At 65.7% G+C, this 22211-nt stretch carries 16 protein-coding genes, 2 tRNA genes and 2 pseudogenes; 13 read left to right on the top strand and 7 right to left on the bottom strand.

What is annotated here, in order from left to right; translation table 11 throughout:
* Positions 1–77 precede the first annotated feature (77 nt).
* The 4 genes from ilvC to ilvD form a co-directional block, all read right to left on the bottom strand.
* Positions 78–1103, bottom strand: a complete 1026-nt coding sequence (gene ilvC, locus QF050_RS12040; RefSeq protein ID WP_308930628.1) for a ketol-acid reductoisomerase — start codon at positions 1101–1103, stop codon at positions 78–80.
* Positions 1104–1186: 83 nt separating this feature from the next.
* Positions 1187–1699: an acetolactate synthase small subunit gene (gene ilvN / locus QF050_RS12035; RefSeq protein WP_018768340.1), complete on the bottom strand. Its 513-nt coding sequence runs from the start codon at positions 1697–1699 to the stop codon at positions 1187–1189.
* A gap of 2 nt (positions 1700–1701) precedes the next feature.
* Positions 1702–3609 (bottom strand): acetolactate synthase large subunit, encoded by a 1908-nt coding sequence (locus tag QF050_RS12030; protein ID WP_308930627.1) that lies wholly within the window; start codon positions 3607–3609, stop codon positions 1702–1704.
* Positions 3610–3992: 383 nt separating this feature from the next.
* Positions 3993–5711: a dihydroxy-acid dehydratase gene (gene ilvD / locus QF050_RS12025; RefSeq protein WP_308930626.1), complete on the bottom strand. Its 1719-nt coding sequence runs from the start codon at positions 5709–5711 to the stop codon at positions 3993–3995.
* A gap of 256 nt (positions 5712–5967) precedes the next feature.
* Here ilvD and QF050_RS12020 point away from each other — a divergent pair, with 256 nt between their 5' ends.
* From QF050_RS12020 to QF050_RS12010, 3 genes are all read left to right on the top strand, one after another.
* Positions 5968–6960, top strand: coding sequence for a hypothetical protein (locus QF050_RS12020; protein WP_308930625.1), 993 nt, complete (start codon positions 5968–5970; stop codon positions 6958–6960).
* 22 nt (positions 6961–6982) lie between these two features.
* Positions 6983–8035: a sorbosone dehydrogenase family protein gene (locus QF050_RS12015; RefSeq protein ID WP_374121566.1), complete on the top strand. Its 1053-nt coding sequence runs from the start codon at positions 6983–6985 to the stop codon at positions 8033–8035.
* 115 nt (positions 8036–8150) lie between these two features.
* Positions 8151–8226: transfer RNA gene (locus QF050_RS12010), tRNA-Lys, on the top strand.
* 206 nt (positions 8227–8432) lie between these two features.
* On the opposite strand, the gene QF050_RS12005 is transcribed toward QF050_RS12010, so the two are convergent.
* Positions 8433–8888: a MarR family transcriptional regulator gene (locus tag QF050_RS12005; RefSeq protein ID WP_308932159.1), complete on the bottom strand. Its 456-nt coding sequence runs from the start codon at positions 8886–8888 to the stop codon at positions 8433–8435.
* 96 nt (positions 8889–8984) lie between these two features.
* On the opposite strand from QF050_RS12005, the gene bcp reads away from it, so the two are divergent.
* The 8 genes and pseudogenes from bcp to QF050_RS11965 all read left to right on the top strand — a co-directional run bounded on the left by bcp (position 8985) and on the right by QF050_RS11965 (position 19043).
* Positions 8985–9458 carry a thioredoxin-dependent thiol peroxidase gene (gene bcp / locus QF050_RS12000; protein ID WP_308930624.1) on the top strand — a complete coding sequence of 158 codons (474 nt, stop codon included), beginning with the start codon at positions 8985–8987 and terminating at the stop codon, positions 9456–9458.
* 100 nt (positions 9459–9558) lie between these two features.
* Positions 9559–9640: transfer RNA gene (locus QF050_RS11995), tRNA-Leu, on the top strand.
* A 231-nt stretch (positions 9641–9871) separates the two neighbouring features.
* Complete coding sequence (locus tag QF050_RS11990) at positions 9872–10564, top strand: fasciclin domain-containing protein (RefSeq protein ID WP_308930623.1); 693 nt, start codon at positions 9872–9874, stop codon at positions 10562–10564.
* A gap of 163 nt (positions 10565–10727) precedes the next feature.
* A complete protein-coding gene (locus QF050_RS11985) occupies positions 10728–12395 on the top strand; it encodes an ABC transporter substrate-binding protein (RefSeq protein WP_308930622.1) in 1668 nt (555 codons plus the stop codon).
* 79 nt (positions 12396–12474) lie between these two features.
* Positions 12475–13977 carry a malate:quinone oxidoreductase gene (locus QF050_RS11980; RefSeq protein ID WP_308930621.1) on the top strand — a complete coding sequence of 501 codons (1503 nt, stop codon included), beginning with the start codon at positions 12475–12477 and terminating at the stop codon, positions 13975–13977.
* A 66-nt stretch (positions 13978–14043) separates the two neighbouring features.
* A pseudogene (locus QF050_RS11975) lies at positions 14044–17273 on the top strand (efflux RND transporter permease subunit).
* A 193-nt stretch (positions 17274–17466) separates the two neighbouring features.
* Positions 17467–18576 carry an LLM class flavin-dependent oxidoreductase gene (locus QF050_RS11970; protein WP_308930620.1) on the top strand — a complete coding sequence of 370 codons (1110 nt, stop codon included), beginning with the start codon at positions 17467–17469 and terminating at the stop codon, positions 18574–18576.
* Positions 18576–19043 carry a MarR family transcriptional regulator gene (locus QF050_RS11965; RefSeq protein WP_308932158.1) on the top strand — a complete coding sequence of 156 codons (468 nt, stop codon included), beginning with the start codon at positions 18576–18578 and terminating at the stop codon, positions 19041–19043. Before QF050_RS11970 ends, QF050_RS11965 begins: the two co-directional genes overlap by 1 nt.
* A gap of 28 nt (positions 19044–19071) precedes the next feature.
* On the opposite strand, the gene QF050_RS11960 is transcribed toward QF050_RS11965, so the two are convergent.
* Positions 19072–19878: a transglutaminase family protein gene (locus QF050_RS11960; RefSeq protein ID WP_308930619.1), complete on the bottom strand. Its 807-nt coding sequence runs from the start codon at positions 19876–19878 to the stop codon at positions 19072–19074.
* A 71-nt stretch (positions 19879–19949) separates the two neighbouring features.
* Positions 19950–20721: pseudogene (locus QF050_RS11950) on the bottom strand (hypothetical protein).
* A gap of 207 nt (positions 20722–20928) precedes the next feature.
* On the opposite strand from QF050_RS11950, the gene QF050_RS11945 reads away from it, so the two are divergent.
* Entirely contained in the window at positions 20929–21591 is a 663-nt protein-coding gene (locus QF050_RS11945; protein WP_308930616.1) for a DUF1684 domain-containing protein, read from the top strand.
* A 100-nt stretch (positions 21592–21691) separates the two neighbouring features.
* Entirely contained in the window at positions 21692–22180 is a 489-nt protein-coding gene (locus QF050_RS11940) for a GtrA family protein (protein WP_308930615.1), read from the top strand.
* Positions 22181–22211: the final 31 nt, after the last annotated feature.

Here is a 22211-nt window from a genome sequence, read left to right as displayed (position 1 = left end):
GACGGAAAGGCCGGGCTCACATTGTTAAGTGTGAACCCGGCCTCACCGTTGCGGTCCAAGTGGTTGGGCTGGCAGCCTTAGCGGGCTGCGGAGCCTTCCACGTAGTCCACGTCCTGCTGCTGCCAGGAGAACAGGGAGCGCAACTCGCGGCCAACAGCCTCGATGGGGTGCTGCTCTGCCTTGGCGCGCAGCGCCTTGAACTCGACTCCGCCGTTGTCCTGGTCCTCGATGAAGCGCTTGGCGAATGCACCGGACTGGATGTCGGCCAGGACGGCCTTCATGTTTTCCTTCACCTCGGGGGTGATGACGCGCGGGCCGGAGACGTAGTCGCCGTACTCGGCGGTGTCGGAAACGCTCCAGCGCTGCTTGGCGATGCCGCCTTCCCACATGAGGTCAACGATGAGCTTGAGCTCGTGCAGCACCTCGAAGTAGGCGATCTGCGGCTGGTAGCCGGCTTCGGTGAGGGTTTCGAAGCCGTACTGGATCAGCTGGGACACTCCGCCGCAGAGCACGGACTGCTCGCCGAAGAGGTCGGTTTCGGTTTCTTCGGTGAAGGTGGTCTTGATGACGCCCGCACGGGTGCCGCCGATGGCCTTGGCGTAGGACTTGGCCAGTTCCCAGGCGGAACCGGAGGCGTCCTGCTCGACGGCGATGATGTCCGGGATGCCGCGGCCGGCTTCGAACTCGCGGCGGACGGTGTGGCCCGGAGCCTTCGGGGCGATCAGGATGACGTCGACGCCCTCGGGGGCCTGGATGTAACCGAAGCGGATGTTGAAGCCGTGGGCGAAGGCGAGGGCCTTGCCGGGGGTCAGCTTGTCCTTGATGGAATCGTTGTAGATCGCGCGCTGGTGCTGGTCCGGCGCCAGGATCATGATGACGTCGGCCCATTCGGCGGCGTCGGCAACGTTCTTGACCGTGAAGCCGGCGTCTTCGGCCTTGGCGATCGACTTGGAGCCTTCCTTCAGGGCGATAACAACCTCGACGCCGGAATCGCGCAGGTTCAGCGCGTGGGCGTGGCCCTGCGAGCCGTAGCCAACGATGGCAACCTTGCGGCCCTGGATGATGGAAAGGTCGGCGTCGTCGTCGTAGAACATTTCAGTCACTTGCGTAACTCCTCTTGAGTGGTTGTAGATAGTGGTCTTGCGGTGCTGCGGTTACGGGCGTCAGGTCCCGCCCGGGCTGGTGCCTAGGCGGAACGGAGGGCCCGGTCACTCATGGAGCGGGATCCCCGTCCAACGGCCAGGGTGCCGGACTGCACGATTTCGCGGATGCCGAAGGGCTCCAGCACTGAAAGCAGGGCTGTGAGCTTTTCCGGATGGCCGGTGGCCTCAATGACGACCGAGTCGGTGGAGACGTCCACCACTGAGGCACGGAACAGGTCTGCGGCCTGGGTTACCTGCAGGCGTGTTGCGGCATCCGCACGTACCTTGACCAGGATGTGGTCGCGCTGTACGGAAGATTCTGGGGTCAGCTCAACGATCTTGATCACGTTGATCAGTTTGTTGAGCTGCTTGGTGACCTGCTCGATGAGGTCGCCGTCGGCATCGACCACCACCGTCATCCGGGACACGCCCGGTACTTCGGTGGGGCCGACGGCCAGGGAGTTGATGTTGAAGGCGCGGCGCGCGAAGAGGCTGGCCACGCGGGTCAGGACCCCGGGCTTGTCCTCAACCAGGACGGAAAGTGTGTGGCGGCTCATGCTCAGTCTTCCTCTTCCCATTCCGGGGTCATGTTTCGGGCGACCTGGATCTGGTCATTGCTCACTCCGGAGGGCACCATCGGCCACACCATGGAGTTGGGGCTCACCACGAAGTCGATGACCACGGGGCGGTCGTTGATCTCGAGTGCCTTCTGGATGGTGGCGTCGATGTCCTCTTCGCGTTCGCAGCGGAACGAGGCACAGCCGTAGGCCTCACCCAGCTTGACGAAGTCCGGGATGCGGACGGTGTCATGGCCGGTGTTGAGGTCGGTGTTGGAGTAGCGGCCCTCGTAGAACAGGGTCTGCCACTGCCGCACCATGCCCAGCGAGGAGTTGTTGATGACGGCAACCTTGATGGGGATGTTGTTGATGGCGCAGGTGGCCAGTTCCTGGTTGGTCATCTGGAAGCAGCCGTCGCCGTCGATGGCCCAGACCACCCGGTCAGGTTCGCCCACCTTGGCGCCCATGGCTGCGGGAACGGCGTAGCCCATGGTGCCGGCGCCGCCGGAGTTCAGCCAGGCGTGCGGGCGCTCGTACTTGATGAACTGGGCAGCCCACATCTGGTGCTGGCCCACCCCGGCGACGTAAACGCCTTCGGGCCCGGTCAGGGCGCCAATCCGCTGGATGACCTTCTGCGGGGCGATGAGACCGTCGTCCGGTTCCGTCCAGCCCAGCGGGTAGGTTTCCTTGAGATTGTTCAGGAAGGCCCACCAGGTGGTCAGGTCCGGCACCCCCGAGGCCTCGAACTGGCTGCGCACGGCCTCGGTCAGCTCAGGGATGATCTCCTTGACGGATCCCACGATGGGCACATCGGCGGCGCGGTTTTTGGAGATCTCAGCAGGATCGATGTCCGCGTGGATGACCTTGGCATTGGGTGCGAAGGTCTTCAGCACGCCGGTGACGCGGTCATCGAAGCGGGCGCCGAGCGTAATCAGCAGGTCGGACTGCTGAAGCGCGGTCACAGCCGAGACCGTCCCGTGCATGCCGGGCATGCCCATGTGCTGGGGGTGGGAGTCAGGGAAGGCACCCTTGGCCATCAGCGTTGTCACAACGGGGGCACCCGTGGCTTCGGCCAGGGCGAGCAGCTCCGCGGAGGCGTGCGCCTTAACCACGCCGCCACCGACGTACAGGACCGGCTTGGACGCAGCGGCGATGAGTTTCGCCGCCTCGCGCACCTGCTTGTTGTGCCCCCGGGTTACGGGACGGTAGCCGGGCAGGTCGATCTTTGGCGGCCAGGAGAACGTCATCTGGCCGACCTGGGCGTCTTTGGCAACGTCAACCAGGACGGGGCCGGGCCGGCCGGTGGAGGCGAGGTGGAAGGCCTCGGCCATGACGTGCGGGATGTCGTTGGGGTCTGTCACCAGGAACGAGTGCTTGGTGATGGGCATGGTGATGCCCACGATGTCCGCTTCCTGGAAGGCATCGGTGCCGATGACGCCGCTGGCGACCTGGCCGGTGATGGCCACCAGGGGCACGGAGTCCATGTGGGCGTCCATGATGGCGGTAACGAGGTTGGTGGCGCCGGGGCCCGAGGTGGCGATGCAGACGCCAACCCGCCCGGTGACCATGGCGTAGCCTTGCGCGGCGTGGCCGGCTCCCTGTTCGTGACGGACCAGCACGTGGTTCATGGTGGAGGCCATCAAGGGGTCGTAGGTGGGCAGGATCGCGCCACCTGGCAAACCGAAAATGTCGTCGACGCCGAGTTCTTCGAGCGAGCGGACGATTGCTTGCGAGCCGGTCATCACCGTCGGGGGTACGACGTTGTTCGGCCCAAGGACAGGAGAGACGGCAGCAAGGTCGGCGACGACGGCGGCATGTTCAGCCGTCCGGTCGGCGCGTTCCGGAGCCTTGGCGGCTCCAGCGGACTTGGTGGCCATCAGCGAGGGGCTGATGGGCGATCCTTTGCTCATCGGACTCTTCCTTGTGGATCTTCTCTGGTGTTGGAATGTGGCTGGAAAGGCAGGAAATAAAAAAACCCCTCAGCCTGGTGGCTCTGTGAGGGGTTCGCGCGTGACGGTTCGTTACCAGTGGAGGCTAATGTGCCACGCGCTTGGTAAGGACGACGACGATGCCGGTAACGAAGGTCATGCGTTCAGTTTTCCCTCTGGTGTGATGGGTGTCAACGAGCGACAACCCTATCTCACCATGTGGACCCCATTGTCCACCGGATGACCCTACCCCAAACTTCCGGCGCGGGCGCCGTCAGCCCGGGCCCCTCGGGTCAACCTTATTAAGCCCTGCCGCCTCCGGCGGGCATGTCCCGGGAGCCGGAACGCCTGTGCGGTAGGGCTTGCTAGCCGGTGTAGGCGCCTTGGCTGGCGCTGTGGACCAGCTTGGCGTACTTGGCGAGCACTCCCTTGGTGTAGCGGGCCGGGAGCGGCTCCCAGCCCACCTTGCGGGCCTCAAGTTCCGCCCCGTCCACCAGCAGGTCGAAGGTGCGCGCCGCGATGTCCACCCGTATCCGGTCGCCGTCCTTCACGAAGGCGATGGGGCCGCCGTCGACCGCTTCCGGTGCCACGTGGCCGATGCACAGGCCGGTGGTGCCGCCGGAGAAGCGGCCGTCAGTGAGGAGCAGGACATCCTTGCCAAGTCCCGCACCCTTGATGGCGCCGGTGATGGCGAGCATCTCGCGCATGCCCGGTCCACCCTTGGGACCTTCATAGCGGATGACGACGACGTCACCGGCCTTGATCTCCCCCTTGTCCAGGGCGTCCAGGGCGCCCTGCTCCCGCTCGAAGACCCGGGCGGTGCCTTCGAAGACGTCGGCGTCGAAGCCGGCACTCTTCACGACGGCGCCTTCCGGGGCCATCGAGCCGTGCAGGATGGTGATGCCGCCGGTCTTGTGGATCGGGTTGTCCAGGGCGCGCAGGATCTTGCCGTCAACGTCCGGCGGATTGATCGCCGCAAGGTTCTCCGCGACGGTCTTGCCCGTGACGGTGAGGCAGTCGCCGTGCAACAGGCCGGCGTCGAGCAGTGCCTTCATGATGACCGGCACGCCGCCGATCCTGTCGACGTCGGTCATGACGTAGCGGCCGAACGGCTTGAGGTCGCCCAGGTGCGGGATCTTGTCGCCGATGCGGTTGAAGTCGTCCAGGGTCAGCTCCACCTCGGCTTCGCGGGCAATCGCCAGCAGGTGCAGGACGGCGTTGGTGGAGCCGCCAAACGCCATGGTGACGGCGATGGCGTTCTCGAAGGCCTCCTTGGTCATGATGTCGCGCGCAGTGATGCCCTTTCGCAGCAGGTTCACCACCGCTTCACCAGACTTGCGGGCGAATTCATCACGACGGCGGTCTGCCGAGGGCGGTGCGGCGGATCCGGGGAGTGACATGCCCAGGGCCTCGCCAATGCAGGCCATGGTGTTGGCCGTGTACATGCCGCCGCAGGCACCTTCACCCGGACAGATGGCCTTTTCAATGCGGGTGAGGTCCTCCATGCTCATCTTGCCGGCAGCGCAGGCGCCCACCGCTTCGAAAGCATCAATGAGGGTGACTTCCTTTTCGGAGCCGTCCTCGAGCTTGACCCAGCCGGGCATGATGGACCCCGCGTAGAGGAAGACGCTGGCAAGGTCCAGCCGGGCGGCGGCCATAAGCATGCCCGGCAGGGATTTGTCGCAGCCGGCCAGCAGGACGGAGCCATCAATCCGCTCGGCCTGCATGACAGTCTCAACGGAGTCGGCAATGACTTCGCGGGAGACCAGGGAGAAGTGCATTCCCTCGTGTCCCATGGAAATGCCGTCCGAGACCGAGATGGTGCCGAACTGCATGGGGAACCCGCCACCTGCGTGGACGCCTTCCTTGGCGCCCTGCGCGAGGCGGTTCAGGGAGAGGTTGCAGGGGGTGATCTCGTTCCATGAACTCGCCACGCCAATCTGCGGTTTGGCAAAGTCGTCATCGCCCATGCCGACGGCCCGGAACATGCCGCGCGCGGGCGCCGCATGGATTCCATCGGTGACGACGCGGCTGCGGGGCTTGATATCAGGCGTGTTCTCGGTTGCGGTCTGGGCGTCACTCATAGGGGAAAGTCTAGGGCTCACGCCGTGACCGGACGACCGTAAATTCCGGTACCCGGTGAAATAGCGGCAAAACCCAGCCAAATAGTGGACTGGCGTCTCATATTCTGAGACGCCCGGGGACGCCGGGCAGGCTCTTACCGCTCCGCGCCCACGGCCCGGGCCTCCGCGTTCCGCCTGCTGCATCTCTGGACAGCAGTGGCCGGCCGACGTAGCGTCGGGACAGGACACCCCCGCCGCCCGGATCGAGAGGCCTGCCATGGACATTCTTTTCTGGATCATCCTCATCATCGTCATCGCGGCAGTCATTTGGTGGCTGCTGAACCGCAACAAATCGGCCAACGCGCCGGGCGCATCCGGCACGAGGTCGGATGGCGCGCTGGAGGGAGGCAGCGCCGCAGCATCGGCTGACGCTGCCGCGACCACCGGCATACCCACGGCAGCCGGCTTCGGCCGGGCCGCCGAACCGGCCGCCCCGGCAACGGCAGAGGAGTCGGCGGACTCATCGGCGTCACCACGGGCGACGCCCCCAACTGCCGAGGCACTCGACACCCCGGGCCGGGACTCTTCCGGTGCCGGCGATGGCACGGACTTTTCCGGTGCCGGCGATGAGCGCCGGCTGCAGGACGAAGCCGAATGGGAAACCCAATGGTCCGAGGCTGGGCCGTCCGGGTCACGGCCCGCACCGGCCACCGCCGGCCCTGCACCGGCAACGGCCGCAGCACCGGTGGCAGCCGCGCCCGCGGCCGGGGCTGCACCAGGGGAAACAGACACGGCGCAGCCGGGATCCGTGGAGCACGGCTCCCCCGCGCCCGTCCACGCCCTCCACCATGACGAATACACGGCACCCCACGCCCCGACGCTGCCCGGCGCCGAGACCGCCGCGGTGGAGGAAACGGCAGCGGCAGAAACGATTGACCGCGCAGAGTCCTCCGCCCTGGTTGAGGAGGCGGGAGCGCAGTATCAGGAATTGGCCCCGCTGCAAAGTGAAGCGGCAGGAGAACCGACCGGACACCTCGCCGCCGACGAACCCTACGGGGCAGGCTCGGCCTCGCCCGCTGCCGATGGAAGCGGGCCGGCGGACTACAGCGTCAAGGCAGACGCCGCTGCGATGGTCTACTACGAAGAAGGACATCCCGACTATGAGCAGACCCGGGCGGAAGTCTGGTTTGAGTCTGCAGCGCACGCCGAGGCCGCCGGTTTCCGCGCTCCGCGCCGCAAGCGGCTCCAGCAGGAGGACGGGCCGCTTTAAGGCGCCGCGCCACTGCTGGACGCTGTTCCTGGCGTTCCTGCTGGCGGCGTGCACCGGCGCGCCCCTAGCCCCAACGCCTGGCAGCAGCGCCGGCACCACGACGGAACCGTCCGTCTCCATACCCGCGGTGCAGGAGAAACTGGAGCTGCAGCTGAATGTCCCGTGGGCGGCGGTCTTCCTTCCGGACGGCACGGCCGTCATCTCCGAGCGTGGAACGGCGTTGTTGAAGGCAGTCCGCAATGGACAAGCCACCACCGTGGGGAAAGTCCCAGGCGTAGTGCCCGGTGGCGAAGGAGGCCTGCTGGGCCTGGCTCTGTCTCCGCATTTTGACGTTGACCACTACCTCTACGCCTATGTGACAGGCCAGGAGGACAACCGGGTGGTCAGGCTGACCCTCGAAAGAGACGCTACCGGGACGCTGGTCCCCGGGCCGCCGCACACCGTCTTTGTTGGCATACCGAAGGCCACGACGCACAACGGCGGGAGGATCCGGTTTGGTCCGGACGGCTTTCTCTATGTGGGCACCGGCGATGCCCAGCGCCAGGAACAGCCCCAGGACCCGAACGCTTTGGGCGGCAAGATCCTGCGGCTTGCCGAGGACGGCAGTCCCGCGCCCGGGAACCCGTTCGGCAATGCCGTCTACAGCCTTGGACACCGGAATGTCCAGGGATTGGCCTGGGACAGCAACGGCCGGCTGTGGGCCACCGAATTCGGCCCCGACGTCAATGACGAGCTCAACCTGATCCTTCCCGGCGCCAACTACGGCTGGCCCGAAGTGACAGGCGCCCCGCACCGGCCGGAATTCCAGGATGCAAAGGTCGTATGGCCGGCCACCAGCGAATCGTCGCCCAGCGGCCTGGAAATAGCCGGCGGCACCGCCTACATGGGAGCGCTTCGCGGGGAGAGGCTGTGGGCAGTCGTCCTCCATGGAACGGAGGCAGGGAACCCTGTGGCCTATTTCACAGGGATGTACGGGCGGATCAGGGATGTGATCCAGACCCCGGAGGGCGGATTGTGGCTGCTGACCAACAACGAAAACCCTGATTTCGTGCTGGTTTTGAGACTGCGGCAGTGACGGGGACACCTCCCCCCGCGCCGATTTCACTTGCATCAAAAGTTCGTGTAGAGTTTCATGTCGTTGCGGAGATCAACGGGAAAGAAAAAGCCCGAAAGATTGAAGCAAAGAAGATGCACCTCTAGCTCAATTGGCAGAGCAATTGACTCTTAATCAATGGGTTCCGGGTTCAAGTCCCGGGGGGTGCACCACTGGGAAAACAGCCTCCGGCTCGCGGTAACGCAAGCCGGGGGCTGTTTTGTTTTGCCGGCTGAATTTATCGACTGCGACGGCAATGGCCCAGCAATGGACGGAGCGGCGGGAACGTGCGACGGCAGGCGGGCCGCCGGGCACAAAAAAGCGTGGCCCCGGCAATCACTTGACGGGGCCACGCTTTAAGGCCGAGGGAAAATGCCGGTTACTTGGCCGAGTCCACCAGGGCCGAGGCGTCGCTGGGTGTTGTGGCGAACTGGCTGGCGAGTTCGCGGACCACAGCTTTGAGTTCCTGGCGCAGGACCTCGGGGTCGATCGATGCGGATGCCAATACGGAGCGCTCCATCTCCACTGCCTGGGCCACAGCTTCCTTACCCCGCTCGGTCAACGACACCACGTGGCTCCTGCGGTCCGAGGTGCTGCGCACCCGGGCAATATGGCCATGGGACTCAAGCCGGCTGAGCGTCTTGCCCATGGTCTGGGCCTGGACGCGGACGTACTGGGCGAGCTGGGCCTGGGTCATGGGACCTTGGGCGGCCAGCACTTCGATGGCGATGACACCGGCATGGGTTAGTCCGATGGCGCCAAGTTTTTCGTTCCAGGAATGTTCAACGAGGCGCGCAGCAGTGGACAGGAGGCGCCCCGTGGGCCAGTGATCCATATCAGGCATAGCAGCAAGTATAGCCAAGTGCCGATTAGCACTCGCCCCACCTGCTTACTAGGCTGTTGTGTCCGGCCCGCAACAAGGAGAAAAACAATGGCTGAAAGACTCGTCACCGGCGACAAAGCACCCGCGTTCACCTTGCAGGATTCAAGCGGCAAGGAGGTCAGCCTGGCCCCGGCATCCGGCCGCTCCACCATTGTCTACTTCTACCCGGCAGCGTCCACACCCGGCTGCACCAAGGAAGCCTGCGACTTCCGCGACAGCCTTGCCTCCCTGCAGGCGTCCGGATACGACGTCCTGGGCATTTCGCCGGACCCCGTGGAAAAGCTGGCAAAATTTGCCGCGAATGAAGCCCTGACATTCCCCCTGCTCTCGGATGAGGACCATGCAGTAGCCGAGGCTTATGGTGCTTGGGGCGAAAAAAAGAACTACGGAAAGACGTACCAGGGCCTGATCCGCTCCACCATCGTGGTGGATCCCGACGGCGCCGTGTCCCTGGCCCAGTACAACGTCAGGGCAACCGGCCACGTGGCCAAGCTGCGGCGGGACCTCAACCTGGACGCCTGACCGCGCCGTCGCGCCGGCCGGAACACCCGGCCGGCGCGACGCTACAATGGACACTGGCATCCCGCCGTCGAACGCTGTGCGTTCATGGCAGGAAGCCTGCGCGCGAGTGGTGAAATTGGCAGACACGCAGGATTTAGGTTCCTGTGCCTTCGGGCGTGGGGGTTCAAGTCCCCCCTTGCGCACATAGCGGATCCCCCGGCTTCGGCCGGGGGATCCTTTGCTTTAAGCCGCGCCCTCCCCTGCCGGTTCATGCCCCGAATCGAAAAACTCCAAAGATCCACCCATCCGCTTCCGCCCACCGGCCGAATAGCCATTGAGACACCAGCCAAGGGCAGGTGCTTACCCCCAAGTCAGACTGCAAGCCGCGGACACAATTCCAGGGCAGCAGGCGAAACGATCCAAGGAGAACTGAAATGCAGACCTTCAAGCGCACCACTTTCACCGTCGCAGGCGTTGCAGCGGCCGCTCTGCTCAGCCTCACCGCATGTGGCGGTTCAGGCAGCACGTCCGGGTCCTCGGCATCTTCGGCGCCGATGTCCTCCGCCCCCAGCTCCAGCATGGCCTCACCGTCCGCCAGCGCATCGGCAAAATCCTCCGCAAGCAGCGTGGACCCGGCAGCAAACCTGGTCGGCCCCGGCTGCGCCGCCTACGCCCAGCAGGTTCCCACCGGCGCAGGCTCGGTAGCGGGCATGGCCCTGGACCCGGTGGCCGTCGCGGCTTCCAACAACCCCATCCTCACCACGCTCACCGCGTCGGTTTCCGGCAAGCTCAACCCCAAGGTCAACCTGGTTGACACCCTCAACGGCGGCGAATTCACCGTCTTCGCACCGGTGGATGACGCCTTCAAGAAGATTGACGCCGCCACCATCGACACCCTCAAGACGGACGATGCCCTGTTGAGCAAGATCCTGACCTACCACGTTGTTCCCGGCCAGATCACCCCTGACAAGATCGCCGGCACGCACGCCACCGTCGAAGGCGGCTCCGTCACCGTGACCGGCAGCGGCAACAACCTCAAGGTGGACAACGCCAACGTCATCTGCGGCGGCGTCAAGACCAAGAACGCCACGGTCTACCTGATCGACTCCGTGCTGATGCCCAAGTAGCCGACCCAGGCAACAGGCGTTCTTCGACCAAGCCGGGTTCCGCTGGTTTTCCAGGGGCCCGGCATTGGCGTGTCCGCCTCCAGGCAACGTTCAAGTCCTGTCCACTAGACTGGGTCCCGGCCCGCAAGCGGCGGAGCCGGCAGGATCCAGAGGTGATAAACGAGTGCCCAGCAGTACATCGCGGCGGACTGCCATCAAGGCCGGCGCCGTCCTCATGGCGCTGGGCGTGACATCATGCACAGGCGCACCGTCGCCCTCTCCCGCGCCCGGCCAGAACAACTCCACACCGGCGGATCCGGCAGCAACGTTCAGCTTCGGTACGGCCGCCCAGCCATTGGGCCTTGACCCGGCGTTGTCCAACGACGTCGAATCCCAGCGGATCACGCGGCAAATCATGGAAGGCCTCGTGGGCGTGGACCAGACCACGGGCAAGCCCACACCACTGCTGGCCACCGAATGGAACGAATCCAACGAGGGCCGCACCTACACCTTTAAACTCCGGACCGGCGTCACCTTCCAGGATGGCACCCCGTTCAACGCCGACGCAGTCTGCACCAACTTCAACCGCTGGTTTGCCTTTCCCGCTGAACTGCGGAAGCAGGCACCCGGAAGCTCCTTCAAGGGCGTCTTCAAGGCGCACTCGGACGAAGCAAGCCTCTCAATCTTCAAGAGCTGCACCGCGGTGGCAGCGGACACCGTGCAGATCGACCTCACCCAGCGCTTCACCGCGTTCCTCCAGGCGTTGACCCTGCCCGCCTTCGCCATCGCCTCCCCCGCAGCCCTCGCCGCCGGCAAGGCCGACGTGCTGGACCAAAACCGTGGCGGCCAGGCCTTGTCCGTTTTCGCCACCAACCCGGTGGGCACGGGCCCCTTCTCGTTCGCCGCGTGGGGCAGCGACAGTGTCACCCTCGCCAGCAACAAGACCTACTGGGGCGACCGCGGCCAGATCGCCACCATCAATTTCCTGGCCTACAACTACCCGCAAACCCGCCTCCAGGCCCTCCTGGACGGCAAGATCGACGGCTACGACGCCGTGACGGTGGGGAATTTCGACCAGCTGGTCAAGCGCGGCAAGCAGATCGTCCAGCGCGACCCCTTCTCCGTGATGTACGTGGGCATGAACCAGGACGTCCCGGTGCTCCAGAACCAGAAGATCCGGCAGGCGGTGGAGCTCGCGATCGACAAGGAAACCCTGATCCGGAAGTTCTTCATCGACAACACCGCCAAAGCCACGCAGTTCGTCCCGCCCAAGATCAGCGGCTTCAACAACGATGCCCCGGAGCTGGGACATGATCCGGAGAAGGCCAAGAGCTACCTCAAGGACGCCGGTTACGCCGGTGAGGAATTGAAGTTCTACTATCCCCTGAACGTCACCCGCCCCTACCTTCCTACCCCCGAGAAGGTCTACGCCGAGCTCAGCCGCCAGCTCACGGCCGTCGGCTTCAATATCCGGCCCGTCCCGGTCGACTGGTCAGACGGCTACCTCCAGAAGGTCCAGTCCCCCGGCGACCACGCACTGCACATCCTCGGCTGGAACGGCTCCTACTCGGACGCAGACAACTTCGTCGGCCCGCTGTTCGGCGAGAAGAACGGCGAATTCGGGTACCAGGATCCGCAGGTCTTCTCGAAGATCAACAGGGCCCGCGGCCTGCCGGACGGCAAGGAGCGTGATGACTTGTATCACACCATCAACTCCCAGATCGCGGCGACCGTGCCGGCCGTTCCCATCGCCTTCCCCATCTCTGCCCTTGCCCTTTCAGACCGGGTCCTGAGCTACCCGGCGTCGCCGGTCTTAAATGAAGTTTTTACGAAGGTCCAACTAAAGCCTTGACGGGCCGGTCCAATTTCAGTATGTCGGCTGCGCGGGGATATTCTGTGACAGCCAGAGCCGCTGCAATCGGAGACTGATCGTGACCTTCATTTCCAAGACCCCACATGCCGACGTTGTCCTGATAGGCGGCGGCATCATGAGCGCAACGCTGGGGGCATTCCTCAAGCAGCTGGAGCCGGACTGGACCATCTCCTTGTTCGAACGGCTGGACCAGCCGGGGCTCGAAAGCTCAGATCCCTGGAACAACGCGGGAACGGGCCACGCGGCCCTCTGCGAACTGAACTACTCCCCCGCAGCCAAAGACGGCTCGGTCAGCCCCAACAAGGCGCTGCTCATCAATGAACAGTTCCAGCTTTCCCGCCAGTTCTGGTCCCATCTGGTGGACAACAGCCTGATCGGTTCCCCCAAGGGCTTCATCAACACCGTCCCGCACATGAGCTTCGTGATCGGCGAGGACCACACCCGGTTCCTGAAGACGCGGTACGAGGCCCTGAAGCCGCACACCCTGTTCCGGTCCATGGAATACTCCGAGGACCACGCACAGATCGCCAAGTGGGCGCCGCTGATCGTCAAGGGCCGCGACCCCCAGCAGCGCGTCGCCGCCACCCGGGCCGCCGAGGGAACCGACGTCGACTTCGGGGCACTGACCCGTGAGCTCACCGGCTACCTGGGGAACAACGGCGTCGAAATCAACTACGGCCACGACGTCACCGGCATCTCCCGCGCGTCCGACGGCGGCTGGGACCTGACGCTGAAGCACCCGCGTTCAGGGGAGCACGGCAAGATCCACGCCAAGTTCGTCTTCGTCGGCGCCGGCGGCGGCGCTCTGCATCTGCTCCAGGCTTCCGGCATCCCCGAAAGCAAGGGGTACGGCGGATTCCCCGTCTCCGGGCAGTTCTTCCGCTGCACGGACGAGACGATTGCCGCCCAGCACAGCGCCAAGGTGTACGGCCAGGCCTCCGTCGGCGCCCCGCCCATGTCCGTACCGCACCTGGATACCCGCTACGTCAACGGCAAGCGCTCGCTCCTGTTCGGACCGTACGCAGGCTTCTCCACGAACTTCCTCAAGAACGGCTCCTACCTGGACCTGCCGCTGTCCATCCGGCCCAGCAACATCATCCCGATGCTCGCCGTGGCCAAGGACAACATGGACCTCACGGCATACCTGGTCAAGGAAGTGGCCAAGCGGCACGACCAGAAGGTCGGGGCACTGCGCGAGTACTACCCCGAGGCAAACGGCGGAGACTGGGAACTTATCACCGCCGGCCAGCGTGTGCAGATCATCAAGAAAGATCCGCAAAAGGGCGGCATCCTTCAGTTCGGAACCGAAGTGATCGCCGGCCGCGACGGCTCCATCGGCGCGCTCCTGGGCGCGTCGCCCGGAGCCTCCACCGCTGTCCCCATCATGATTGAACTGCTGCAGAAGACGTTCCCCAGGGACTTCAAGGGCTGGCAGTCCAAGCTCAAGGACATGATGCCCGGTTACGGGGTCAAGCTGGATGAAAATCCCGACCTGGCCGCGGAGCTGGAACGGTCCACGGCCAAGTCCCTCCAGCTGGAGAGCGTTTCCGCCAGCCATTGACCCTTCCGGGGCCAGCGGCTGGCACCCAGGGCATGTACCAGTCACTCGACCCCCAGGAGGGCACCCATGTTCCGGCTGGCGCACCTTTCCCTTGCCAACAGGGCCCTGATCGCGCTGATCACCGTCTTCGCCTCGGTGTTCGGCGTGATCACCATGTCCTCGCTGAAGCAGGAGCTCATCCCATCCATTGAGTTCCCGCAGATCACCGTGCTCAGTGCCATGCCCGGCGCCTCGCCCGAAGTGGTGGACAAGCAGGTCAGCGGTCCGCTGGAGAAGGCGCTGAACGGCGTGGAGGGGCTGGAATCCACCTCCTCCACGTCGCGCACCGGCGTCTCGCAGATCACCATGGTGTTCACCTATGGTTCTAACCTGGACCGGGCCCGGAACCAGATTGACCGAGCGATCTCCAATGCCAAGCGCACCCTCCCCAGCGACGTCCAGCCGCAGGCCATCGCCGGAAGCATCAGCGATTTCCCCATTGTTTTCCTGGCGGTCTCGTCGGACAAGCCGCTGAGCGAATTGAACGCCGACCTCCAGCGCCTCACCGTGCCCCGGCTGCAGAAGATCGACGGCGTCCGCAGCGCCGACGTTACCGGAGGGGCGTCGCAGCACATCGAAATCCTGCCCAGGGCCGATGCCGTTGCAGCCGCAGGCACAAGCCTTACGGCCATCCGCGATGCCCTGTCCAACAACGGGGCGCTGGTTCCGGCCGGAACGCTCCAGGACCAGGGAAAGACCCTTTCGCTGCAGATCGGCAGCCCCGTCGATTCCCTCGACGCCATCAAGGCCCTGCCGCTGGCCGGCGCCAAGAACGCGGCCACCATCGGTTCCGTTGCCGACGTCGCGCTCAAGGACGACGAACGCACCTCCATCACCCGCACCAACGGGGTTGAGACCCTGGCCGTTTCAGTCACCAAGAAACCCGAGGGCGACACCGTGGGGATTTCCCATGCGGTGCGGGATTCCCTGCAGGCTCTGCAGGCGGAACTGGGCTCAAACGCAAAGTTCACCCCCGTCTTCGACCAGGCCCCGTTTATCGAAAAGTCCATCAAGGACCTCACCACCGAAGGCCTGTTGGGGCTGGGATTCGCGGTCGCGGTCATCCTGCTCTTCCTGATGTCGGCCCGGTCCACCCTGGTCACCGCCGTGTCCATCCCGCTGTCGCTGCTCATCACGTTCATCGGCTTGTCGGGCACCGGCTATTCGCTGAACATCCTGACGCTTGGCGCGCTCACCATCGCAATCGGCCGCGTGGTGGACGATTCCATCGTGGTCATCGAAAACATCAAGCGGCACCTGAGCTACGGCGAGGAAAAGTCCGCGGCCATCCTCACCGCCATCAGGGAGGTGGCAGGGGCCATCACTGCATCCACCCTGACCACCGTGGCGGTCTTCCTGCCGATCGCTTTCGTGGGTGAACTGGCCGGCGAGCTCTTCCGGCCGTTCGCGCTGACGGTCACCATGGCGCTGCTCGCCTCGCTCCTGGTCTCACTTACCATCGTCCCGGTTCTCGCCTACTGGTTCCTCAAGAACCCCGCAGGCGCGCCCGGCGGAGTTCCCGCCGGGTCCCCGGAGGCCCGCAGGATGGCCGACGAAGCAAAGGCAAAGGCCCACGACGCCGAGCAGCGCAGCCGGCTGCAGCGCGGGTACCTGCCCATCCTCCGGTCCACCCAGAAGCATCCGGTCATCACCCTGGTGGCCGCCGTCCTGGTGCTCGGCGCCACCGGCGCCATGACGCCGCTGCTGGCAACCAACCTGCTGGGGAATTCGGGACAGAACAGCCTGACCGTGCGCCAGGCGCTGCCGGCCGGGACCAGCCTGGCAGACACCAGCGCCGCCGCCATCCGCCTCGAGGAGGTCCTGCGCGGCATCGACGGCATCAAGGACGTCCAGGTGACGTCGGGCAACGCCCAGGCCGGCTTCGCGGCACTCACCTCCAGCGGATCCTCAAATTCGACCTTCACGGTGGTCACGGATGAAAAGGCCAACCAGGAACGGCTCCAGGACGCTGTCCGGTCCGAGCTGGCCAAGGTGCCTGATTCCGGCAAGATCTCCGTGGGCACCCAGCAGGGCGGCTTCGGCACCTCGTCCACGGTGGACATCACCCTGAAGGCCGCTACCAGCGCCGACCTCCAAGCCGCCAGCGACACCATGGTTGCGGCCATGTCCGGTGTTCCCGGCACCAGCGAGGTGGCCAGCAACCTGGCCGCCAGCAATCCCGTAGTGCAGGTCAAGGTGGACCGGGCCAAAGCAGTGGCCGCCGGACTGAATGAGGAACAGGTGGCCGGGGTCCTGGCTTCCACCATCAGCCCCATCCCTGCCGGGACGGTCCGCATCGACACCAACGACTACCCGGTCCGCATCGGCCAGGGCACCAAATTCACCAGCATCGACGCGGTACGCAACATCCCGTTGCCGGCCGGCGGCCGTCCTGTGACGCTGGGCAGTATCGCCTCCGTGGAGCAGGTGGATGTCCCCGTCTCCATTACGGCCAGCAATGGCGAGCGGACTGCCAAGGTGTCGATCACGCCGTCGGGCTCCAACCTGGGCGCGGTGAACACCGAAGTCCAAAAGCGCCTGGCGGATGTGCAGCTGCCGGCGGGCGTCACGGCCGAAATCGGCGGCGCCACCACCCAGCAGGCGGACTCCTTCCGGCAGCTGGGCCTGGCCCTCCTGGCTGCCATTGCCATCGTCTACGTGATCATGGTGGCCACGTTCAAATCCCTCATCCAGCCGCTGATCCTCCTGGTCTCCGTCCCGTTCGCGGCCACCGGGGCCGTGGCGCTCCTGCTGCTGACCGGGGTTCCGCTGGGCCTGCCGTCGCTGATCGGCATGCTGATGCTGGTGGGCATCGTGGTCACCAACGCGATTGTGCTGATCGACCTCATCAACCAGTACCGGCAGCCGCGGGATGGCAAGCCTGGAATGAATGTGGCGGACGCGATCACCAACGGCGCCCGGCAGCGCCTGCGGCCCATTCTCATGACGGCGCTGGCCACGGTCTTCGCGCTGACCCCCATGGCCCTTGGCCTCACCGGCGGCGGCGGCTTCATCTCCCAGCCGCTGGCTGTGGTGGTGATCGGCGGCCTGGTGTCCTCCACGGCGCTGACCCTGATCCTGGTCCCCGTGCTGTACCGGCTGGTGGAGGGTCGCCGGGAGAAGAAGGCCCTGCTTCGGGATCTGCAGGCCCGTCCGGCGTTCGGGCGTCCGACGTCGACGCCGAGTTCAGGGATTGGACCACCGGTCAGATTCCCAAAGTCAGCGGCCGGCGCGCGGCCCCCGGCGGCGCTGAATAGGCTCCGTAATGCCCGCAATGCCCGTTCCGCCTCGGCGGTGCGGGCATCGCTGTGTTCCGGGGCTGTCCGGGCCTTCCGTAGCTATGGGAATATTCCGTCCAGCCAGGCGTTACAGCAGGCGATAGATGCAAATGCATCTACTTTGGTTTACACTTAAACCAAGCCAGCAAGTCCAGGAACGGAAAGGCACATCATGCAGATCGGTGTTTTCAGCGTCAGCGACATCACCACGGACCCCACCACGGGCCGTACCCCCACCGAGCACGAACGCATCAAGGCCTCGGTGGCCATCGCCAAGAAGGTCGAGGAAATCGGCATGGATGTCTACGCCCTGGGCGAGCACCACAACCGGCCCTTCTTCTCCTCCTCCCCCACCACCACGCTGGCCTACATCGCAGCGCAGACCGAGCGCATCATCCTCTCGACGGCCACCACGCTGATCACCACGAACGACCCCGTGAAAATCGCCGAGGACTTCGCAATGCTCCAGCACCTGTCTGACGGACGCGTGGACCTGGTCCTGGGCCGCGGCAACACCGCCCCGGTGTATCCCTGGTTCGGCAAGAACATCCAGGACGGCGTGGAGCTGGCCATCGAAAACTACAGCCTGCTGCGCAAGCTCTGGGACGAGGACACCGTGAACTGGTCCGGCAAGTTCCGCACCCCGCTGCAGAACTTCACGTCCACGCCGCGGCCGCTTGACGGCGTGGCCCCCTTCGTGTGGCACGGTTCCATCCGCACGCCGCAGATCGCCGAGGTGGCCGCGTACTTCGGCGACGGCTTCTTCGCCAACAACATCTTCTGGCCCAAGGAGCACTACCAGCAGCTGATCAGCCTCTACCGCGAGCGGTACGAGCACTACGGCCACGGCACTGCGGACCAGGCGATCGTTGGCCTGGGCGGCCAGTTCTTCATGCGGAAGAACTCCCAGGACGCGGTAAAGGAATTCCGCCCGTACTTCGACAACGCCCCCGTGTACGGGCACGGTCCATCCCTGGAGGACTTCACCTCGCAGACGCCGCTGACGGTGGGCAGCCCGCAGGAGGTCATCGAGAAGACCCTGACCTTCCGCGAATACTTTGGCGACTACCAGCGCCAGCTGTTCCTGATCGACCACGCGGGACTGCCGCTGAAGACCGTCCTGGAGCAGCTGGACCTGTTCGGCGAGGAAGTCCTGCCCACCCTGCGCAAGGAGTACGCGGCGCGCAAGCCCGCACAGGTTCCCGAGCCGCCCACCCACGCCGGGCGGGTCGCCGCTCTGCTGGCCGCCCAGGACGTCGAAAAAGCCGCCTCGGAGGCATGATGGCCGCGAAAGGATCCGACTCGCCGGTCCGGCTGGCGGCCGAAACATGGGAGTCGCTGTTCCGGGCCCAGGTTGCGGTGATGCGCAAACTGCAGTCCGGACCGGCGTTCCGCAAACTGGCCGTCAACGAATACGACGTCCTCTTCACGCTGTCCCGCTGCCCCTCGGGCTGGCTGCGGCTCAACGAGCTCAACGACAACGTCCTGCTCAGCCAGTCCAGCCTCAGCAGACTGGTGGACCGGCTTGAAAAGCGTGGACTGGTAGCAAGGATGGCGGCACCCGACGATGGCAGGGGCGTGCTGCTGCAGCTGACGGACGAGGGGCGGGAGCTCCAGAAGGAAATCGGCCGCGAGCACGTCCGCGACATCTCCGCGCTGGTGGCGCCCGCGCTGACGGCGGCCGAACAAAAGGAACTCATGAGGCTCACCGACAAGCTCCGCGCCTCATTGGGTACCCTGCCCAGGTAGTCCCGGCGCCGGGCGGGCGTGCCCGGCGTCAGCCCAGCGCTACCAGCCGGGACGGGTCCTCAACGGGCAACCCGCCGTTGACCACGGCCGTGACGCGCAGCTGGGTCAGGGTCAGGCTGCCGCCCACGGTGGAAAGGAACGCCGTGTCCGATGAGTCCCGGCCCGCAGTGATCCGGAGCATCGATTCCCGCGGGGCCAGCCCGGTGGGGTCGATGACATGCCAGGCACCTTCCACGTAGGCTTCCGCCACCGCGTGGAAGTCCATGGGGCTCAGGCCGGGGGCGTAGACAGCCGCAAGGCGTGCCGGAATGTCCTTGGAACGCAGCAGGGCGATGGCCAGGTGCGCGAAGTCCCGGCACACGCCGCGGCGGCTCAGCAGGGTCTCCACTGCCCCGTCCGTGCCGCGGGAGGAGCCGCTGATGTACCGCAGCTCGGCGTTGACCCAGTTCCGGACCGCATGCAGCAGCCCGGCCCCGTGGATCCCGCCGAATTCGGCGTAGGCGGTTGGCAGCAGCCGATCGGATTCGGCGTAGCGGCTGGGGCGGACGTACCGGATCCGGTCCGCCAGCTCCGCCTCTTCCGGGACGGCGCGCCCGGTCACTGTAGCGGCGTATTCCACCGCGACCTCGGTGGGTTCGTCGAACTCCATGTAGTGGAGGCGGCCGCCGTGGTGATCGGATACCTCCGTGAGCGGCACGTCCGTTCCTCCTGCCATAACGGACAGGGATTCTTCAAAGGATGAGTAGCCACTGTTCCTCGCCGCGGCAATGGCCATGGCCACTTTGGTATGGGCTGTGGTCCTGAAGGCCAGGCGTGCGGAAACAGAGCGTTCCATGTCTCTCCGGGGGTGTTGGGGGCGGACGGACAGTCGCGGTCCCCGACACCTGGTGGGTGCGGGCAGCGGGACTAGTTTTTGACCTTCAGCGACATTAGCATCCGCTGTACGTTGGCGAAGTCCGAACTCTCATTGACGTACTGGGCGGCCTGGGCGAGGGTATCGAACCCCATCGCCGGGGCCACTTTCTCGTCCGGCGAGAAGGCCTTCAGTGCAACCAGGTCGCCAAAGGAGTAGTCGCCCTTGCCGGCCGGCCCGCGTACCACGTTGCGCAGCTCGCACGCCTGCCCGTCAGTTCCGCCCACCAGGTTGGTGATGCCGTAGGAGCCGAAGTAGCGGTAGCCCTGGATCACCCGGTAGACCATCCGCGGCGGGATGGTTCCCTCCCCGCCTTGGGCGGGCCAGGTCGAAGGGCACGCTGCTGATCACCGTGTAGGGGTGCCTGGCGTTGTCCGGGCAGTCGGTGGACGACGACGGCAGTCCGGTCCGCAGCGCGGCGACAAACGTTCCGTCGGGCTTCTTGACCTCGACCCTCAGGGCGCCGGGAAGGACACCTTCCTCGGGCGCCACCGACTGGGCTATCCAGTCCTGCGGCAGGTCGAAGCTCACTGCCTTGGCCGGATCCGAGTAGGTCTTCCAGGATGACGCCGTGGCGGCGGCCTGGGGTTCGGTGGCTGTGGCGGACGCCGAGGCGGGGGTGCTGCCGGCCGCGCCCGGCGATGCCGTTGCCGCGCCGGATGCGGCGGATCCGGAGGCGTCCGGCTGTGCCGTCCAGCCCGGTCCGCTGCCGGCCTGGGGTCCCGAGCACCCGGCCAGCAGGACCGCGGCGGCGACGCAGGACATCCGGGAAAGAACGGTCAATGTTGCCTTGCCTGTCATGGGAGCCAGCCTAACCGTGCTTGGCCGCCTTCCGCGGGCGGCCCGGCGGTGTTTCCGGGCCGCCGCCCCGGATGCCGCCCCGGGGTGCCACCTCGGTTCCGCGACCCGGGCGCCCTGCCTGCGTGTCGCCGTCGGACGCTCCTGCCTTGGCCGGGGACTAGGCTGGAGGCTATGGCGGAAGAGCAGCACGGCGCAGCCGAAGAGAATCCTGCGGAAATGTCCGCCCTTGACATCGCCGACTGGCGGCTGAGGACCTTTGCCCTCTATGACAACGTCCGCAAGATCTCCGCGGAGGACCCGGCCGAGGCGCACTCGTACTGGCGCCATCAACGCGACCTCATGTTCGCCACCCACCCTGCATCCGCCCTCACCGCGGCGGACAAGGCACGCTTCTCCGGGCTGAAGACGGCCGACTACGATCCGATCTACCGGTTCCACGTCCCGCTGACCAAGGAAGGCGCAGGCCGGCAAATGAGCGTGGACACCGGGACGGACGGCGTGGTCCACTTTATCCGGCTCGGCACGTTCGACCTCCCCGAAATGGGCCAACTGGGGGTCTGGAAGATCCACGGATACGGCGGCGGCATCTTCGTCCCGTTCCGGGATGCGACCGCGGGCCAGCCGGGGGGAACCTACGGGGCCGGCCGCTACCTGCTGGACACCATCAAGGGCGCGTTCCACGGCGTTCAGGGCACCGGTCCGGACGCCACGTTCGTGGTGGACTTCAACTTCGCGTACAACCCCTCCTGTGCCTACAACGAGGCCTGGGCATGTCCGCTGCCCGGTCCGTCCAACCGGCTGGCCGTGGAAATTCCCGTGGGCGAACTGTACTGACCATGGCCGGCTCCCCCACGAGCGAGCGGCACACCGTGTCCCCGCTGAATAGCCCGCGGTCCCCGGCCCGCGGCGCCAACGGCGCCCCCGGTGGAATCGCGTGACGGACGGAACGTCCGCCCCCGCCATCCAGGAAACGCCGACCCGCCGCTTGCCCGCCACCCGGCACTACCGCGGAGTGCTGCGCTTCCCGGCCATCCGGCAACTGCTCCGCTTCACCGGCGTCGGCGTCATCTGCACGGCGGCCTCTCTTGGACTGTATGCCCTGCTGCGGCCCTGGCTGGGCGCGCAGCTGGCCAACGCGGTGGCACTGGTCCTCACATCCCTGTTAAACACGGCCTTGAACCGGCGGCTGACGTTCAAGATTGCCGGCGGCCAGCGGCGGACCCGCGACCACCTCAACGGCCTGGTGGTGATCGCCGTGGCGCTGGTCATCACGGGCAGCAGCCTGGGCGTGCTGCACTGGTTCAACCCGGACGCCACGGTGGGGGATGAACTGGTGGCAACCACCCTGTCCGGCTTCCTGGCCACCGCCGTGCGGTTCAGCATGCTGCGGCATTGGATCTTCCGCCGCGCGCGGCACCGCTGATATGTAGGTTTCCGCGGATGTTCAGGCGCGC

Origin of the sequence: Arthrobacter sp. SLBN-112 (genome assembly GCF_030944625.1) — a bacterium.
Lineage (GTDB): Bacteria > Actinomycetota > Actinomycetes > Actinomycetales > Micrococcaceae > Arthrobacter.
The sequence above is the reverse complement of the archived record's forward strand: the minus strand, read 5'-3'. Positions and strand labels throughout refer to the sequence as shown.

What these genes read in the sequence shown, in the direction of transcription:
- bcp (WP_308930624.1), top strand. Translation starts at nt 8,985, where the DNA reads ATGGCTGAAAGACTCGTCACCGGCGACAAAGCACCCGCGTTCACCTTG.
- QF050_RS12005 (WP_308932159.1), bottom strand. Translation starts at nt 8,888, where the DNA reads ATGGATCACTGGCCCACGGGGCGCCTCCTGTCCACTGCTGCGCGCCTC.
- QF050_RS12020 (WP_308930625.1), top strand. Translation starts at nt 5,968, where the DNA reads ATGGACATTCTTTTCTGGATCATCCTCATCATCGTCATCGCGGCAGTC.
- QF050_RS11990 (WP_308930623.1), top strand. Translation starts at nt 9,872, where the DNA reads ATGCAGACCTTCAAGCGCACCACTTTCACCGTCGCAGGCGTTGCAGCG.
- QF050_RS11970 (WP_308930620.1), top strand. Translation starts at nt 17,467, where the DNA reads ATGCAGATCGGTGTTTTCAGCGTCAGCGACATCACCACGGACCCCACC.
- ilvN (WP_018768340.1), bottom strand. Translation starts at nt 1,699, where the DNA reads ATGAGCCGCCACACACTTTCCGTCCTGGTTGAGGACAAGCCCGGGGTC.
- QF050_RS11960 (WP_308930619.1), bottom strand. Translation starts at nt 19,878, where the DNA reads ATGGAACGCTCTGTTTCCGCACGCCTGGCCTTCAGGACCACAGCCCAT.
- ilvD (WP_308930626.1), bottom strand. Translation starts at nt 5,711, where the DNA reads ATGAGTGACGCCCAGACCGCAACCGAGAACACGCCTGATATCAAGCCC.
- QF050_RS12030 (WP_308930627.1), bottom strand. Translation starts at nt 3,609, where the DNA reads ATGAGCAAAGGATCGCCCATCAGCCCCTCGCTGATGGCCACCAAGTCC.
- QF050_RS11965 (WP_308932158.1), top strand. Translation starts at nt 18,576, where the DNA reads ATGGCCGCGAAAGGATCCGACTCGCCGGTCCGGCTGGCGGCCGAAACA.
- QF050_RS11945 (WP_308930616.1), top strand. Translation starts at nt 20,929, where the DNA reads ATGGCGGAAGAGCAGCACGGCGCAGCCGAAGAGAATCCTGCGGAAATG.